This is a genomic window from Streptomyces sp. NBC_00670 (assembly GCF_036226765.1).
Taxonomy (GTDB): domain Bacteria; phylum Actinomycetota; class Actinomycetes; order Streptomycetales; family Streptomycetaceae; genus Streptomyces.
Window position 1 is genome coordinate 713122 of record NZ_CP109017.1, and the last position, 15934, is coordinate 729055.

Consider the following 15934-nt stretch of genomic DNA (forward strand, 5'->3'; position numbering starts at 1 on the left):
GAGTTTCCCGGTACCTCGGGCGAGTTCCCCGGTGGTCCTCCGGGCGGGTTTCCGGGCGTTCCGGGCGAGGCGGAACGGCCGGCCGGTGCGAGGGCCGGCCGTGGTGGTGGCGGTGTGCCGTGGATGCGTGACCTGCTCGAACACCTGCGGCCCGCGGCGCGCGACCCGGCCCGGGTGGTGGCGTGGCTCGGCGAGGCGGTCGACGGCACGGCCGCGCTGGGCGACCGCGACGGCCGGCTGCTGGCCGGGCGGCGGGCGCTGCCCGACGAGCGGCTGGTGGCGGACCTCGCCGCGGGCCGCATCGCGTCGGCGGCCGTGGACGACGAGGGACAGCACACGCGGCTGGTCGCGGTCGGCCGCCCCCCGGCGGCACATGTGCTGACGGTCTGGCGCGACCGGCCGTTCGACCAGCGCGCGGCGGAGATCGTGGCGGCCACGGCCTGGGTCCTCGACGTCCTGCTGGAGGAGCGCGAGCGCGGCGCGGAGCGCCGTCGGCTGGCCCGGGCCACGGCCGACCTCGGGCTGGCGGTGCTGCAACTGCTCATGGTCGGGGACACGGTCGCGGCCCGCCGGGTCGCCGCCGGCATGTGGCCCGGGCTGCTGGACGCGGACGGGCTGTGCGTGTACGTCCTGGAGGGCCCGGCGGGTGACCGCGAGGAACTGGCCCGGCGCTGCGCCGAGGTCACCGACGGGCGGGCGCTGGTGGTGCGCTGCCCCGCCGAGGACCGGCACCTCATCATGGTCGCGCCGCACGCGTGGGGCACCGAGGCCGCCGAGGAGCTGCAGGAAGAGCTGCGCACGCTGGCCGACGGCATCTCCGGGGTGTTCCTCGGGGGCAGCGTCCGCCAGGAGCTCGGCGAGACGGCGCTGGCGTACGGGCAGGCCGTCAGCGCCCTGGTCGTCGCCCGGTTCCGTCCGGAGGCGGCGGCGATGTACGCCGAGCGCACGCATCCCCAGCGGCTGATACCGCCGGGCGCCCTGCACGGCTGGGCCGACCGGCTGCTCCTGCCGCTCGGCAGGCTCCCGCTGGCCACGCACGCGGAACTGCAGGCGACCACCCGGCTGGGTCTGGAGTTCACGGCGGTGAAGGCGGCGAAGGTGCTCGGGGTCAGCCGGAACACGGTACGGGCCCGGATGGACCGCACCGGGCAGTTGCTGGGCGCCGACCTCGGCGACCTGCGGACCCGGGCCGTGGTCCACCTCGCGCTGTCCGCGCTGGCGGACGGGCCGGGGCTCACCGGCCCCACCTCCGGCGGCGCGGCTGCGCCGGGCTTGGCGGAGCTGCTGCGCGCCCCTCATCTGCGCTCCTGGGCGCAGGAACTCCTGGACCGGCTCGCGGAGGACTCCCGGGATCTGCGCGGCACGCTACGCGCGTGGATCGCCGCGGGCGCGAACGCGGAGCGGGCGGCGCAGGATCTCGGGGTGCACGTGCAGACGGTCCGCGAGCATGTGCGCGCGGGCGAGAGGGCGCTGGAGCGCCGGCTGCTGGCCGGGGGCAGCGACCTGTACGAGGTCGTCCTCGCCCATCTCGCGGTGCGGGAACTGGAGGAACCGGCCCTGGGGTGACCCCGGGGCGGCCACCGCCGGGCCGGGCGAAACGGGGCATCCCGGATGGGGCTGTGCACGGCTGAGTCCGTGACGGACGGGGGCGGGCATCCGTGCGATGGCCGAACGGGTGGGGGGCGGCTTAGTTTGCAGGAACGCCGCCCTCGGGATGCGACGGGCGCGACCGGCACGGGGGTCCGGTCGCGCGAAGCGCGCCCGGGGGCGTGCGGAGGGGGGTTCCCCCTTGCGACCCCTGTGCGCGTGAGGGGGTGGGGGTTGTTGTGCGTGGGCGGGTGCGGGTGGGTTGTGGCTGGTCGCGCAGTTCCCCGCGCCCCTGAAAACGCCCCTTGGAGGGACGGGAAGGGCAGGGGCGGCGGGGGCGAGAACAGCGTGGGCCCCGCCGTGCGCACCGCCCTGGTGTGACCGTGGGTGACCGGGGCACCCGGAAGCCGCTCGCACACACCCGTGCCCGGACGGAGGCGCCATGACCGAGATCGCCGCACACGACTACGACGCCCAGGAGAGGGTCCCCCTCGCCGGCTACGCCACCGTCGCCGGCGCCTTCGGTGCCTCCCTCGCGGCGTTCGCCGTCGTCGTCCACCGACGCGGCGTGACCCTGCCGGAGCGCGTACCGCCGTGGGACCTGCTGCTCCTGGGCGCGGCGACGTACAAGACGTCCCGCCTGCTCACCAAGGACAAGATCACCAGCTTTCTGCGCGCCCCGTTCACCCGCCGCGAGGAGGACACCACCGCGGGCGAGGTGATGGACGAGCCCCGCGGCAACGGGATACGGCTGGCCGTGGGGGACCTGCTGTCCTGCCCGTTCTGCGCGGGGGCGTGGACGGCGGGCGGCCTGGTGGCCACCTACGCGGTCGCACCGCGCGCCGCACGGCTGGTGTGCGCGGGGTTCGGGGCCATGACGTTGGCGGACTGGTTGCAGTACGCGTGGACGTGGACGCAGGAGAAGGTGGAGGGGTGACGCATCACGCATCCCTCCGTAAGTGGGGCCGGGTTCGCGGCCCCGCACGCCTAGGGAAGCCCCATGCGCCGCCTGTCCCTCAGCAGTAGCCACGCCAGGTACACACCTCCCGTGATCCCCGTCGTGACGCCCACCGGGAGCAGGGACGAGTGGGTGAGGCGTTGGGTGGTGAGGTCGGCCAGGGCGACCAGGAGCGCGCCCATCCACGCGGCGGGGAGGCAGTTCGGACCCGGTGTGCGCGTGAGGCGGCGGGCCAGCTGGGGCGCGGCCATCGCCACGAAGGGGACGGGACCGGCCGCGGCGACCGCCATCGCCGTGAGCCCCGTACCCGCCGCCAGCAGCACCAGCCGGCTGCGCTCCGCCGGCACCCCCAGTGCCCCGGCCGTGTCGTCGCCCATCTCCAGCATCGTCAGCCGCCGCCCGTACACCGTCACCACCGGGACGAGCACCACCAGGCCCAGCGCGGCCACGCGGACGTCGCTCCAGCCGCGGGCGTTGAGGGAGCCGATCAGCCAGCTCGCCGCCTGCGCGGCCTTGCCGATGTCGGCGCGGACGTACAGGAAGCTGGTCACGGCGCCGAGTACCGCCGAGGCGCCGATGCCGACGAGGACGAGTCGGTAGCCGTGCACGCCCTGTCTCCAGGCGAGCAGGTAGACCGCGGCGGCCGTGACGAGGCCGCCGCAGACCGCACCGAGTGCCGTCTGCGGCGCGCCGGCGTCCAGGACGATGAGGGCGACGAGCGCGCCCGCCGAGGCCCCGTTGCCGAAGCCGATGATGTCGGGGCTGCCCAGCGGGTTGCGGGTCAGCGACTGGAAGACCGCGCCCGCCGTGCCCAGCCCGAAGCCGGCCAGAACCGCCACCAGGGCGCGCGGCAGCCGCAGATCGCGGACGACGAAGCCGGCGCCGGGCGGCCCGCCCCCGGTGAGGGTGCGGATCACCTCCGGGGGCGACAGTTCGTAGCTGCCGGTGCCGAGGGCCAGGACCGTCGCGCAGACGGTCAGCGCGGCGAGCGCGGCGCAGACCAGCACCGCGCGCGGGTCGTACCGCAGCGACCAGCGCCCGGCCCGCAGCAGCCCCCGTCGCGGGAAGAGGCGTACGGCGGCGGCACGCGTCCGCGCGTCCTGGGTGGTTCCGGTGCTCACAGCCGCGCCGCCTTGCGTCGTCGTACCAGGTGGATGAAGAGCAGTCCGCCGAGGAACGCGGTGACCGTGCCCACCTCGATCTCGGAGGGCGGTACCAGGACGCGGCCGAGCACGTCCGAGACGAGCAGCAGGACGGGCGCGTAGAGCGCGCAGTACGGCAGGGTCCAGCGGGGGTCGGGGCCGCAGACGGCGCGGGCCGCGTGCGGGACCATCAGCCCGATGAAGCCGATCGGGCCGCAGACCGCGGTGGCCGCGCCGGCCAGCAGGGTGATCGAGACGACCGCGAGCACGCGGGTGCGGCGGACCCGGGTGCCGAGCGCCCTGGCGGTGTCCTCGCCGAGGGCGAGCGCGCCCAGCGGGCGGGCCAGGGCGAGGGCGAGCACGGCCCCCGCCGCCAGCAGGGGCGCCACGGCGAGCAGCAGGTGCGGGTCGCGCCCGGCGAGGGTGCCCACCGACCAGTACCGCATGGAGTCGAGGTTGCCCAGGTCCCACAGTTGGAGCCCGTTGACGTAGCCGAACAGCGCGGCGTTGACGGCCGTCCCCGCGAGCGCGAGCCGCACCGGGGTGGCGAGGCGGCCGCCGCCCAGGGCGTTGACCGCGGTCGCGGCGAGGGCGGCGCCGGCCAGGGCGAACCACAGATAGCCGGTGAACGAGGTGACGCCGAGGACGCCGATCGCGGTGACGACGGCGGCGGAGGCACCGGCGTTGACGCCGAGCAGCCCGGGGTCGGCGAGCGGGTTGCGGGTGAGGGTCTGCATCACCGCGCCGGCCAGCCCGAGGGCGGCGCCGACGGCGATGCCGAGCAGGGTGCGGGGCAGCCGCAGCTCCCGCACGATCGCGTCGTCGGCGGTGCCGCCGGGGTCGAACAGGGCCGAGCGGACCTGGCCGAGCGGGATGTGCTCGGTGCCCACGGTCAGCGACAGGACCGCGGCGGCGAGCAGCAGCGCCAGGCCGAGCAGCAGCCCCGCCGGGCGGGCGACGGCGGCCCACGTGCGGCGCCCGCCGCCGTCCCCGAGACCGCCGCCGTCCCCGCCACCGCCTCTCCCGCCGTCGCCCTTGGGCAGCGCGGCGGCGGGGGTCGCGGTCTGCGGACGCATGACGTCTTGTCTCCGGTCTCTTCCGGGGCCGAGGGCATGGCCCGACAGGCCCTGCGGACGGCCGTCCGATCATGATGTGCTTAGCTTAGGCTAACCTAAGTCGACCTGTTGACGATATTGGCGACAACCACCGGGCAACCAACGAGGAGTCACTCCGTCATGTACCCCACCCGAGCCCCCCGCAGAGCGTTCCTGGCCTCCACCGCGGCCCTCGCCACCGGAGCGCTGCTCCTCACCGGCTGCGGCAGCGACGACGGCGACAGCGGGAGCGCGAGAAGCGAGGGAGCCGCCACCACCCGCGAGGTCACCGACGCCCAGGGCCGCACGGTGGAGGTGCCGGCCGCACCGAAGAAGGTCGTCGCGCTGAGCGAGCCGACGCTGGACGCCGCCCTCGCGCTCGGCATCGAGCCGGTCGGCACCACGGCCGGCCGCGGCCAGAAGGGCGTCTCCACCTACCTCGCCGGCAAGGCGAAGAACTCCGAGGTCGTCGCCACCGTCGCCGAGGCCGACCTGGAGAAGGTCGCCGCCCTCCGACCCGATCTGATCCTGCTCGACGAGACGACCGCCGCCAAGAGCCAGGTGAGCAAGCTCCGGGAGATCGCCCCCACCGTGCTCACCGCCAAGCTCAACGAGGACTGGAAGGAGGCCTTCACCGCCACCGCCGAGGCCCTCAACGAGAAGAGCCGGGCGGAGAAGATACTCGACGACTTCGACGCCGACGTGGCCACCACCAGGAAGAAGCTCGGCGACAACGCCGACGCCGTGGTCAGCGTCGTCCGGTGGCAGAACAACGCGCCCTCCGTCGTCGGCGTGGGCAAGAACCACGTGGGCTCCACCCTCACCGCCCTCGGCGTTCGGCGCCCCGCCAATCAGCAGGGCTCCGGCGTCGGGCACAGCGAGCCGATCAGCCTGGAGAAGCTGTCCACCATCGACGGCGACTGGCTGTTCTTCGGAGTCCTCGGCGACGAGGCGGCCGGTGAGACGGCGTACGCCGGAGCGCGCAAGGCGACCAACTTCGCCCGGCTGAAGGCGGAGAAGGAGGGGCACGTCGTGGTGGTGCAGGGCTCGGCGTGGAACAGCGCGGGCGGGCCACTGGCGGCGCGGATCGTCCTGGACGACCTCACGAAGGCGCTCGCCTCATGACGGGCGCCCCCATGCCCGCGCCGGACGAGGAGTTCGGCGGCCGGCTCGTCCTCGTCACCGGGGCGGCCCGGGGCATCGGCGCCGCCGTGGTCCGGGCGTTCGCGGCGCGCGGCGCCCATGTACTGGCCACCGACGTGGACGGCGACGGGGTACGGCGCCTCGCGGCCACGTGCGAGGGGACGGTCACCGCCCGCCCGCTCGACGTCACCGACTCCGGCGCCGTGGAGGCCCTGGTCGCCGAGGCCGAGGACACCCTCGGCCCGCTGGACGTCGCCGTCAACGTGGCCGGGATCCTGCGGAGTGCGGCGACGGTGGACCTCACCGACGAGGACTGGGCGGCCACCTTCGCCGTCAACACCACCGGCGTCTTCCACGTCGGCCGGGCCGCCGCCCGCCGCATGGCCGACCGGGGGCACGGCGCCCTCGTCACCGTCGCCTCCAACGCGGCCGGCATCCCCCGCGCCCACATGTCGGCGTACGCGGCCTCGAAGGCGGCGGCGGTGATGTTCACCAAGTGCCTCGGTCTGGAACTGGCCGCGAGCGGGGTGCGCTGCAACACCGTGTGCCCCGGCTCGACCCTCACCGACATGCAGCGCGCGATGTGGACCGCGTCCGGCACCACCGCCGAGACCGGCGCCCGGCACGTGATCGAGGGCGATCTCGCCGCGCACCGCACCGGCATCCCGCTGGGCCGGATCGCCGACCCGGCCGACATCGCCGAGGCCGTCGTCTTCCTGGCCTCCGACCGCGCCCGGCACATCACCCTGCACGACCTGTACGTCGACGGCGGCGCCACCCTGCGCGCCTGAGCGCCGCCGCCCCTCTCCCCCGCCGGAGACATCCCTTGGAGACATCCATGACCGCCTCCCTGACCACCTCCCTGCGCGAAGCCGCCACCGCCGGTCCGCCGGTCTCCCCCGGTGCCGCGACCGCCCTGCTCGAGGCCTACCGGCCGGACACCGACCGGTTCCTCGCCGCGCCCGGGCACACCCTGCTCTGCCGGGGCACCGCCGCCGAAGTCCCGCACGACGAACGCCCGTTGACCGAGCGGGTACGAACGGTCCTGCGCGGCCGGCGGCGTGCGGGCGGCCCGTCGCCGGTCGTCGTCGGCTCGCTGCCGTTCGCCCCGGACGCCCCGCCCGCACTCGCCGTGCCCGAGCGGGTGCGCTGGGCGCCGCCGCTGCGCGAGGACCCGCTGATCGCGCTGCCGGTGCCGGACACCGACACGCGCGCCGACTGGCGGGTCCGGGAGGTCCCGGCGGCCGGGCGGTACGGGGAGGCGGTGGCCGCGGCGGTGGCGCGGATGCGGGCCGGGGAGTTCGACAAGGTCGTCCTCGCCCGCACCCTGGAGCTGACCGCCCCGCGCACCCCCGATCTGCCGGCCATGCTGCGCCGGCTCGCCCGCCGCGACCCGGCCGGCTACACCTTCGCCGTGCCCACGGCCCCGGGCCGCACCCTGATCGGCGCCAGCCCCGAACTGCTCGTCGCCCGCCGGGGCGACACGCTCACCGCCAACCCGCTGGCCGGGTCCGCCCCGCGCAGCGCCGACCTCGCCGAGGACGTACGGCGGGCCGCGGCGCTCCTGGAGTCGCCCAAGGACCTGCACGAACACGCGGTGGTCGTGGCCGCCGTGCGCGAGGCGCTGGCCCCGTTCTGCACCCGTCTGGAGGTCCCCGAGCGGCCCACGCTCGTCCGTACCGCCGCCCTGTGGCATCTGTCGACGACCGTCACCGGCGAGCTCGCCGACCCCGGGTCCGCCACCGCCCTCGACCTCGCCCGCGCGCTGCACCCGACCCCGGCCGTGTGCGGCACGCCGACCCGGACGGCCCGCGCGGTCATCGCGGAGTCCGAGCCGTTCGACCGGGGCCCGTACACCGGGATGGTCGGCTGGCAGGACGCGGACGGCGACGGCGAGTGGGTGGTGACGATCCGCTGCGCGGAGGCCGAGGGCCGGGCGCTGCGGCTGTTCGCGGGCGCCGGTGTGGTGGCCGCCTCGACGCCGGAGGCGGAGACCGCGGAGACGGCCGCCAAGTTCCGCACCTTCCTCAGCGCGGTGGGAGCGGCCCTGTGACCGGCACCGACCCGCGTGCGACGGACGCCCTCACCCCCGGCCTCGACGCCCCCACCTGGCCGCCCGAGTGCGCCGCGCGGTACCGCGCCGCCGGGTACTGGCGGGGCGAGACGTTCGGCGACATGCTGCGCGCCCGGGCCGCCGCCCACCCCGACCGGACGGCGCTGGTGGATCCGGCGCCCGCGCGGCGCACCTGGAGCTACCGGGAGCTGGACGGGCGGGCCGACCGGCTGGCCGCCGGGTTCGCCGCACGCGGGATCGGACGCGGCGACCGGGTCGTCGTCCAACTGCCCAACATGGGCGAGTTCGTGGAGGTGGTCTTCGCCCTGTTCCGCCTCGGCGCGCTGCCGGTGTTCGCGCTGCCCGCGCACCGGGACACCGAGATCGCCCACTTCTGCGCCTTCGCCGAGGCCGTCGCGTACGTGGTCCCGGACCGGCACGCCGGTTACGACCACCGCGCGCTCGCCTCCCGGGTGCGGGAGCGCACGCCGGGTCTGCGGCACGTCTTCGTGGCCGGTGAGCCGGGTGAGCACACCGCCCTGGCGGACGTGCCGTGCGACGTGCCCGCGGCCGGGCTGCCGGCGGGTCCCGCGGCGCACGAGCTGGCCTTCCTCCAGCTCTCCGGCGGCACCACCGGCGTCTCCAAGCTGATCCCGCGCACCCACGACGACTACCTGTACTCGCTGCGGGGCTCCAACGAGATCTGCGGGGTCGACGCGGACACCCGCTTCCTCGTCGTACTGCCCGCCGCGCACAACTTCCCCATGAGCTCGCCCGGCTGGCTGGGCACGCTGTGCGCGGGCGGCACGGTGGTGCTGTGCCCGCGCCCCGACCCGGCCACCGCGTTCGCGCTCATCGAGCGGGAGCGGATCACCATGACGGGTCTGGTGCCGCCGCTCGCCCTGGTGTGGACCGAGGCCGCGCCCACCGCCGAACACGACCTGTCCGCCCTGGAGTTGGTCCTCGTCGGCGGCGCCAAGTACGGCGCGGAGGCGGCCCGGCGCCTCGAGCCCGCGCTGGGCTGCCAGCTGATGCAGGTCTTCGGCATGGCCGAGGGACTGGTCAACTACACACGGCTCGACGACGACACGGAGACCGTCGTCACCACGCAGGGCCGGCCGATCTCCCCCGACGACGAGATCCGCGTCGTCGACGACACCGGCGCGGACGTCCCCGAGGGCGAGCCGGGCCAGCTGCTGACCCGGGGCCCGTACACCATCCGCGGCTACTGGCGGGCCCCCGAGCACAACGCGCGGGCCTTCACCGAGGACGGCTTCTACCGCACCGGCGACGTGGTGCGCCGACTGCCCGGCGGGCATCTGGTCGTCGAGGGGCGGGCCAAGGACCAGATCAACCGGGGCGGCGAGAAGATCGCCCCGGAGGAGGTCGAGAACGTCCTGCTCGCCCACCCCGCCGTGCACGACGCCTCCGTCGTCGCCGTGCCCGACCCCTACCTCGGTGAGCGCTCCCTGGCCTACGTGATCCTGCGCGCCGGTGCCGGGCCGCTGAAGCCGGCGGCGGTCAAACGGTTCGTGCGGGAGCGGGGGATCGCCGCGTACAAGGTGCCGGACCTCGTCGAGTTCGTCGACGCGTTCCCGCGGACCGGGGTCGGCAAGGTCAGCAAGAAACACCTGCGCGCCGCCGCGCCCACGTCCACGCCCGTCCCCGAGCAGCACTGAAAGGCCCCCTGACCCATGGCACTTCCCGCCATCGCCCCCTATCCGCTCCCGGCCGGTGACGAACTGCCGGTCAACCGGGTCCCCTGGACCGTGGACCCGGCGCGGGCCGTGCTGCTCGTGCACGATCTGCAGCACCACTTCCTGCGCGCGTTCCCGCCCGGTGCGCAGCCCCTCGCCGGAATGCTCGACAACACCGCACGCGTGCTGAAGGAGTTCCGCCGGCTCGGCGTACCCGTCGTGCACTCCGCCCAGCGCGGCGGCCAGAGCCCCGAGGAGCGCGGGCTCCAGCTCGACTTCTGGGGCCCGGGCGTCGCCGACGACCCCGAGGCGCTCGCGCCCCCCGCGCGGGTGGCGCCGGAGCCGGGCGAGACGGTGCTGACGAAATGGAAGTACAGCGCGTTCGTCCGCACCGATCTGGCGGCGCTGATGCGCGGCTGGGGCCGCGACCAGTTGGTGATCGTCGGTGTGTACGCGCACATCGGGGTACTCATCAGCGCCTGCGACGCATGGATGCGGGACATCCAGGCGTTCGTCGTGGCCGACGCCGTGGCGGACTTCTCCCGCGCCGACCACGACATGGCCCTGCGCTGGGCCGCCGGCCGCTGCGCGGTCGTCACCACCACCGACGCGCTCGTGACCACCCGCGACGCACTGGCCGAGGAGCTGTGAGCCGTATGTCCGTGAGCCGTACGCCCGTGAGCCGTGTGTCCCTCACCGTGGAGCGGATACGCCGTGACGTCGCCGAGTCGCTCGGCGAGGACCCGGCGGAGATACCCCTGGACGACAACCTCGTGGACTGGGGCCTGGATTCGGTCCGCGTGATGACGCTGCTGGAGCGCTGGCGCCGCGAGTACGGGGTGCGGGCGGACTTCGAGGACCTCGCCGAGCACCCGGCCGTGGAGAGCTGGGCGGCGCTGCTGGGGGCGTCGTGACGACCACGGCCGACACCCCGGTGCCCCGAAGCGCGGGCCCGGCCACCGAACTCCCGCTCACCGCCGCCCAGTCGGGCATGTGGTACGCACAGGCCCTGGACCCCCTCAACCCGGCGCAGAACACCGCCGAGTGCCTGGAGATCGACGGGCCGCTCGACGCGGAGCTGTTCGCGGCGGCCCTGCGGCAGGTGGTCGCCGAGACCGACGCGCTGCGCGTGCGGGTCGCCGACAGCCCGGACGGGCCGCGCCAACGGCTGTATCCCGACGTCGAGTTGCCGCTGACCGTGCGGGACCTGCGCGGCGCGGAAGACGCCGACGCGCGGGCCGAGGCGTGGATGCGCGCCGACCTCGCCGAGCCGTGCGACCTGGCGGCCGGGCCGCCGTTCCGGTACGCCCTGTTCCGGGTCGGCGAGCGGCGCTGGCTGTGGTACCAGCGCGTGCACCACCTCGTCATGGACGGCTACGGCCACTCGCTCCTCGTCCGCCGCACCGCCGCGCTCTACTCGGCGCTCGCGCACGGCACCGAACCACCGGCGCGCACCTTCGGCACCCTGGCCGACCTGGTCGCCGAGGACGCCGCCTACCGGGCCTCGGACGCCTTCGCCGCCGACCGCGCGCACTGGACGGAGGCGTTCGCCGACCGGCCCGAGGCACCCCGCCCGGCGGGCCGTTCCGCACTGCCCTCGCGCACCTTCCGCCGCGCCTCCGCCCGGCTGGCGCCGGAGGTCACCGAAGGGGTGCGGGAGCTGGCCGCGCGGCTGCGCGCCACCTGGCCGGACGTGCTGATCGCCGCGCAGGCGCTGTACACCGCGCGGGTCACCGCACGTACCGACGTGGTCCTCGGCCTGCCGCTGATGGGCCGCATGGGTTCGGTCGCGCTGCGGGTGCCGGGCATGGTGATGAACGTGCTGCCGCTGCGGCTGACGGTCACGCCCGAGGTGACCTTCGCGGAACTGGTGCGCCAGGTCGTGCTCGGCGTCCGCACCGCCCGGCGCCACCAGCGCTACCGCTACGAGGACATCCGGCGCGACCTCGGACTGCTCGGCGAGGGCCGGGGCCTGGTCGGTCCCCTGGTCAACGTGATGCCGTTCGACTACGGCGTGGACTTCGCCGGCGCCCCGGCCCGCGCGCGCAACCTGGCGGCGGGCCCCGTGGACGACCTCACCGTCCACCTCCACGACCGCGCCGACGGCACCGGACTGCGCCTGGACCTGGACGGCAACCCGGCCCTGTACGGGCAGCGCGAACTCGCCGCCCACGCCGAGCGGTTCACGCACCTGGTGCGGCGGCTCACCGAGGCGGACCCGCGCCTCCCCCTCGCCACGCATCCGATCACCGCGCCCGCCGAACGGGAGCTGGTGCTGGACGAGTTCAACCGCACCGACCACGCCGTGCCGCCGACCACCCTCATCGGTCCCGTCGAGGCGCGGGCCGCCCGCACCCCCGACGCGACCGCGCTGGTGTACGGCGACACGACGCTGACGTATGCCGCGCTCGACGCCCGCGCCAACCGGCTGGCCCGGCATCTGCGCACCCTGGGCGCGGGGCCCGGGGCGGTGGTGGCGGTGTCGGTGCCGCGCTCGGCGGAGCTGGTGGTGGCGCTGCTCGCGGTGCTGAAGTCGGGGGCCGCGTATCTGCCGCTGGACCCGGACTACCCGGCCGAGCGGTTGGCGTACATGCTCACCGACGCGGCCCCGGTGTGCGCGCTCGCCGACCGGGCGGACCGGCTGCCGGGGGACGCGGGAACGCCGGTGGTGGTCCTGGCGGACCTGGACGTCTCCGCGTACCCCGCCGTCCCGCCCGGCCGCGCGCTCACCCCGGCGCACCCGGCCTACGTGCTGTACACCTCCGGCTCCACCGGCCGCCCCAAGGGAGTGGTGGTCTCGCACGCGGCGATCGACAACCGGCTGCGCTGGATGCAGGACGCCTACGGGCTGACCGGCGAGGACCGGGTGCTCCAGAAGACACCGTCGTCGTTCGACGTGTCGGTGTGGGAGTTCTTCTGGCCGCTGCGCGAGGGCGCGACGCTGGTCGTCGCCGAGCCCGGCGGCCACAAGGACCCCGCCCATCTGGCCCGGCTGATCCGCGAACAGGCGGTCACCACCTGCCATTTCGTGCCGTCGATGCTCCAGGTGTTCCTGGCGGAGCCGAGCGCCGCCGGGTGCGGCGGGGCGGACGGGGGCGACGGCGCGGACGGGGGCGGCGGACTGCGGCGGGTGTTCTGCAGCGGCGAGGCCCTGCCGCGCGAGACCGCCCACACCTTCGCGCGCGTCCTGCCCGGGGTGGAGCTGCACAATCTGTACGGGCCGACGGAGGCCGCCGTCGACGTGACGTATCACGCCTGCGCGCCGGGTGACGAGGGGCCGGTGCCGATCGGGCGGCCGGTGTGGAACACCCGGCTGTACGTCCTGGACGCCGCCCTCCAGCCCTGCCCGCACGGGGTGCCGGGCGAACTGTTCCTGGCGGGGCGGCAGTTGGCCGACGGTTATCTGGGCCGCCCGGAGCTGACCGCGTCCCGGTTCCTCGCCGACCCGTTCGGCGCGCCGGGCGCGCGCATGTACCGCACGGGCGATCTGGCCCGCTGGACGGAGCGGGGCGAGGTGGAGTACCTCGGCCGCACCGACCACCAGGTGAAACTGCGCGGACAGCGCGTCGAGCTCGGCGAGATCGAGGCGGCGCTGGCCGCCCAGGAGGGCGTGGAGGGTGCCTGCGCGCTGGTGCGGGAGGACCGGCTCGTCGGCTACGTCACCGGCAGCGCCGTCGACCCGGCGGCGCTGCGGTCCGCGCTGGCGCGCACGCTGCCGGAGCACATGGTGCCGTCGGCGGTGGTCGCGCTGGCGGCGTTCCCGCTCACACCCAACGGCAAGCTGGACCGGCGGGCCCTGCCGGACCCCGTCTTCACCGGCGGCCCGGACAAGCGCCCGGCGGCCACCCCGCGCGAGGAGGCCCTGACCCGGCTGTTCGCGGAGGTGCTGGGAGTGGGACACGCCGGTCCGGAGGACGCGTTCTTCGACCTCGGCGGCACCTCGCTGCTCGCCGTACGGCTGGTGGCGCGCGTCCGCGAGGAGCTGGGCGCCGAGCTGACCATCGGCTCGCTGTTCGAGGCGTCCACCCCGGCCGCGCTGGCGCTGCGCCTGGCGGAGGGCACGGGTCCGGCCGCCGGGGACGCGCTGGACGTCGTCCTGCCGCTGCGCACCGGGGACGGACGGCCGCCGCTGTTCGCGTTCCACCCGGCGGGCGGCATCTCCTGGTGCTACGCGGGACTGTCCGCCCGGCTCGGCCCCGGGCAGCCGGTGTACGGCGTCCAGGCGCGCGGCCTCGTCGACGGTGAACCGCTCCCCCGCACCCTCCTCGAGGAGGCCGCCGACTACGTCGAGCGGATCCGCGCGGTGCGCCCGCACGGGCCGTACCGGCTGCTCGGCTGGTCGGTGGGCGGCACCCTCGCGCACACCGCCGCCGTCCTGCTCCAGCGGGCCGGCGAGGAGGTCGACCTGCTGGTGCTGCTCGACTCGTTCCCGGCCGAGCAGTGGCGCGAGCGGCCCGCGCCCGAGGAGGGCGACGCGCTGACCGCCGTGCTGCGCATGGCGGGCTTCGCCCGCACCGGCGAACGCACCCGCGAGGACGTGCTCGCCACGCTGCGCCGGGCGGGCAGCCCACTGGCCGGGCTGAGCGCGCACGCCCTGTCCCGCATCGTCGACATCGTGCCGAACCACGCCCGGCTGATGCGCGAGCACCGGCACGAGCGGTACGAGGGCGACGTGCTGTTCTTCACCGCGGCCGCGCCCCGCGCCGAGGACTGGCTCACCCGCGAGGCGTGGCGGCCGCATGTGAGCGGGACGGTCGTCAACCACGATCTGCCGTGCACGCACCCGGAGTTGATGCGGGACCGGTATCTGGACGACATCGCGGCGGTGGTCGCGGCCCGGCTCAAGGAGCTGGACGGGTGACACCGGCCGGCCGGTCACGGGACAGCAACTCCACGATCCCGTCGGCCAGTTCCGTGCGCCAGCACAGATAGTCGTGGCCGCCGTTGAACTCCCGGTAGATGGCATCGTCGTACCCGGCGGCGGCGAGGGTGTCGCGCAGCCGCCGGGCGGCGGGCAGGGCCACCCACTCCTGCTCGCCGAAGGAGAGCCGGAAGCGCACCGGCAGCCGGGGCGTCGCCGCGATCCGGCCGGTGAGCCACTCGGACTCGGGCCCTGCGGGCCACCAGAAGGAGCCGGACTGCACGAGCGCGTTGCCGAAGCGGTGCGGGGCGGACACGGCGGCGTAGGCGGCGGTGAGTCCGCCGAGGCTCTGCCCGGCGACGACGGTGCGCGCCGGGTCGGCGGTGAGCGGCAGCCGCCCGGCGGCCCAGGGCAGCAGTTCGCCGGTGAGGAAGCCGACGTACTCGGGCCGGCAGCTCAGCTCCGCCCACCGGGTGGCGGCATCGACCGAGTCGGGCAGCAGGGCGGCGAGCGGCGGGACGCGGCCGTCGGCGATCAGGTTGTCGAGGAGGTGCGCGAGGCCGAGTCGGGGCCCCCAGTGCTCGCCGTCGAGCAGGACGAGAACGGGCAGCTCCCGTGCCTCCGCTGAAGGAACCGGGGGCTCGTACAGCCACACGCGCCGGGCACTCGGCAGTCGGTGCTCGCCGAGCGTCCCGCGCGGGACGCCGTCCCTCGGTTCCCAGTCCACCGCGCGCGGGGCCGCCGGGAGTTCGGCGTACGACACGGCAGGACCACCCCAACGCCGGGGCAGCGCGCGGGTGTTGTACGGATCGGTACGGCGCCGGGTGCGCAGCCACGGCCAGTGGCCGGGGCTGTCGGGGCCGGGGCCGTCGCCCTCGTCGACGTGGAGTTCGTAGGTGCCGCGCCAGTCGTGGCGGAGCCGGAGGGTGAAGTGCCAGACGTCGGTGCCGGGCAGGTGCTCCATCAGGTTGCCCTCGGGGTGCCGGGGGTCGCCGAGTTTGTTGGGCACGACCTGGACGGCACGGGTGGCGGGGGTGCCGCGCCAGAGGAAGGTGACCGCACGGTGGTCGGCGCGGCCCCGCGGGTCGGGGCCGACGAGCGGGGTGCCCAGGCGGCGTACGTCGGCCCAGAACGCGTCGGTCCGGCCGGGGGCCGGCAGGGCGTGGGCGGTGGGTGCGGCGAGCCGGGGCAGGGTGCCGGGGCGGGGCAGCCGCGGCGGGTGGTGCGGGGTGTCGTGCGGCGGCACGGAGGTGGTCATGGTGCGGGGGCCTGGCTTTCGTCGGACGAGTGGCGCGTGTCACGCCACCCTTGGTCATCAACTTAGGTAAGCCTAAGCTAACTTCTTACCAGCGCCTCTCGCGCTCTTGATCCTTCCCTCTTTCGCAGATCCCAGGGAGTC

The 15934-nt window shown here is 75.4% G+C and carries 12 protein-coding genes; 9 read left to right on the top strand and 3 right to left on the bottom strand.

Annotated features, from left to right (window positions below; genetic code table 11):
• Window positions 1-123 precede the first annotated feature (123 nt).
• Together OIE12_RS03060 and OIE12_RS03065 are read left to right on the top strand one after the other, a co-directional pair.
• The gene (locus tag OIE12_RS03060; protein ID WP_329131417.1) at window positions 124-1566 is read left to right on the top strand and encodes a helix-turn-helix domain-containing protein; all 1443 of its coding nucleotides are present in this window, start codon (window positions 124-126) and stop codon (window positions 1564-1566) included.
• Window positions 1567-2029: 463 nt separating this feature from the next.
• Complete coding sequence (locus OIE12_RS03065; protein ID WP_329131420.1) at window positions 2030-2524, top strand: DUF1360 domain-containing protein; 495 nt, start codon at window positions 2030-2032, stop codon at window positions 2522-2524.
• Between the two features lie 50 nt (window positions 2525-2574).
• Here the strand turns inward: OIE12_RS03065 and OIE12_RS03070 are convergent, their stop codons facing one another.
• Both OIE12_RS03070 and OIE12_RS03075 read right to left on the bottom strand, forming a co-directional pair.
• Complete coding sequence (locus tag OIE12_RS03070) at window positions 2575-3666, bottom strand: FecCD family ABC transporter permease (protein WP_329131422.1); 1092 nt, start codon at window positions 3664-3666, stop codon at window positions 2575-2577.
• Complete coding sequence (locus OIE12_RS03075; RefSeq protein WP_329131424.1) at window positions 3663-4763, bottom strand: FecCD family ABC transporter permease; 1101 nt, start codon at window positions 4761-4763, stop codon at window positions 3663-3665. The genes OIE12_RS03070 and OIE12_RS03075 overlap by 4 nt, the downstream gene beginning before the upstream one ends.
• A 159-nt stretch (window positions 4764-4922) precedes the next feature.
• Between OIE12_RS03075 and OIE12_RS03080 the strand changes: the two genes are divergently transcribed.
• Genes OIE12_RS03080 through OIE12_RS03110 form a run of 7 tightly spaced genes read left to right on the top strand, consistent with a single transcriptional unit; the run spans window position 4923 to window position 14535 of the window.
• Window positions 4923-5906 carry an ABC transporter substrate-binding protein gene (locus OIE12_RS03080; protein WP_329131426.1) on the top strand — a complete coding sequence of 328 codons (984 nt, stop codon included), beginning with the start codon at window positions 4923-4925 and terminating at the stop codon, window positions 5904-5906.
• Entirely contained in the window at window positions 5903-6715 is an 813-nt protein-coding gene (locus OIE12_RS03085) for a 2,3-dihydro-2,3-dihydroxybenzoate dehydrogenase (RefSeq protein ID WP_443053751.1), read from the top strand. The genes OIE12_RS03080 and OIE12_RS03085 overlap by 4 nt, the downstream gene beginning before the upstream one ends.
• Before the next feature lie 47 nt (window positions 6716-6762).
• Window positions 6763-7977, top strand: coding sequence for an isochorismate synthase (locus tag OIE12_RS03090; protein ID WP_329131428.1), 1215 nt, complete (start codon window positions 6763-6765; stop codon window positions 7975-7977).
• On the top strand, window positions 7974-9656 hold the full coding sequence (locus OIE12_RS03095) for a (2,3-dihydroxybenzoyl)adenylate synthase (RefSeq protein ID WP_329131430.1): 1683 nt from the start codon (window positions 7974-7976) through the stop codon (window positions 9654-9656). Before OIE12_RS03090 ends, OIE12_RS03095 begins: the two co-directional genes overlap by 4 nt.
• Before the next feature lie 15 nt (window positions 9657-9671).
• The gene (locus OIE12_RS03100; RefSeq protein ID WP_329131432.1) at window positions 9672-10325 is read left to right on the top strand and encodes an isochorismatase family protein; all 654 of its coding nucleotides are present in this window, start codon (window positions 9672-9674) and stop codon (window positions 10323-10325) included.
• A 35-nt stretch (window positions 10326-10360) separates the two neighbouring features.
• Entirely contained in the window at window positions 10361-10588 is a 228-nt protein-coding gene (locus OIE12_RS03105; protein ID WP_329141712.1) for a phosphopantetheine-binding protein, read from the top strand.
• Complete coding sequence (locus OIE12_RS03110; protein WP_329131434.1) at window positions 10585-14535, top strand: amino acid adenylation domain-containing protein; 3951 nt, start codon at window positions 10585-10587, stop codon at window positions 14533-14535. The genes OIE12_RS03105 and OIE12_RS03110 overlap by 4 nt, the downstream gene beginning before the upstream one ends.
• On the opposite strand, the gene fes is transcribed toward OIE12_RS03110, so the two are convergent.
• Complete coding sequence (gene fes, locus OIE12_RS03115) at window positions 14516-15793, bottom strand: enterochelin esterase (protein ID WP_329131436.1); 1278 nt, start codon at window positions 15791-15793, stop codon at window positions 14516-14518. The genes OIE12_RS03110 and fes overlap by 20 nt on opposite strands.
• Between the last annotated feature and the right edge of the window lie 141 nt (window positions 15794-15934).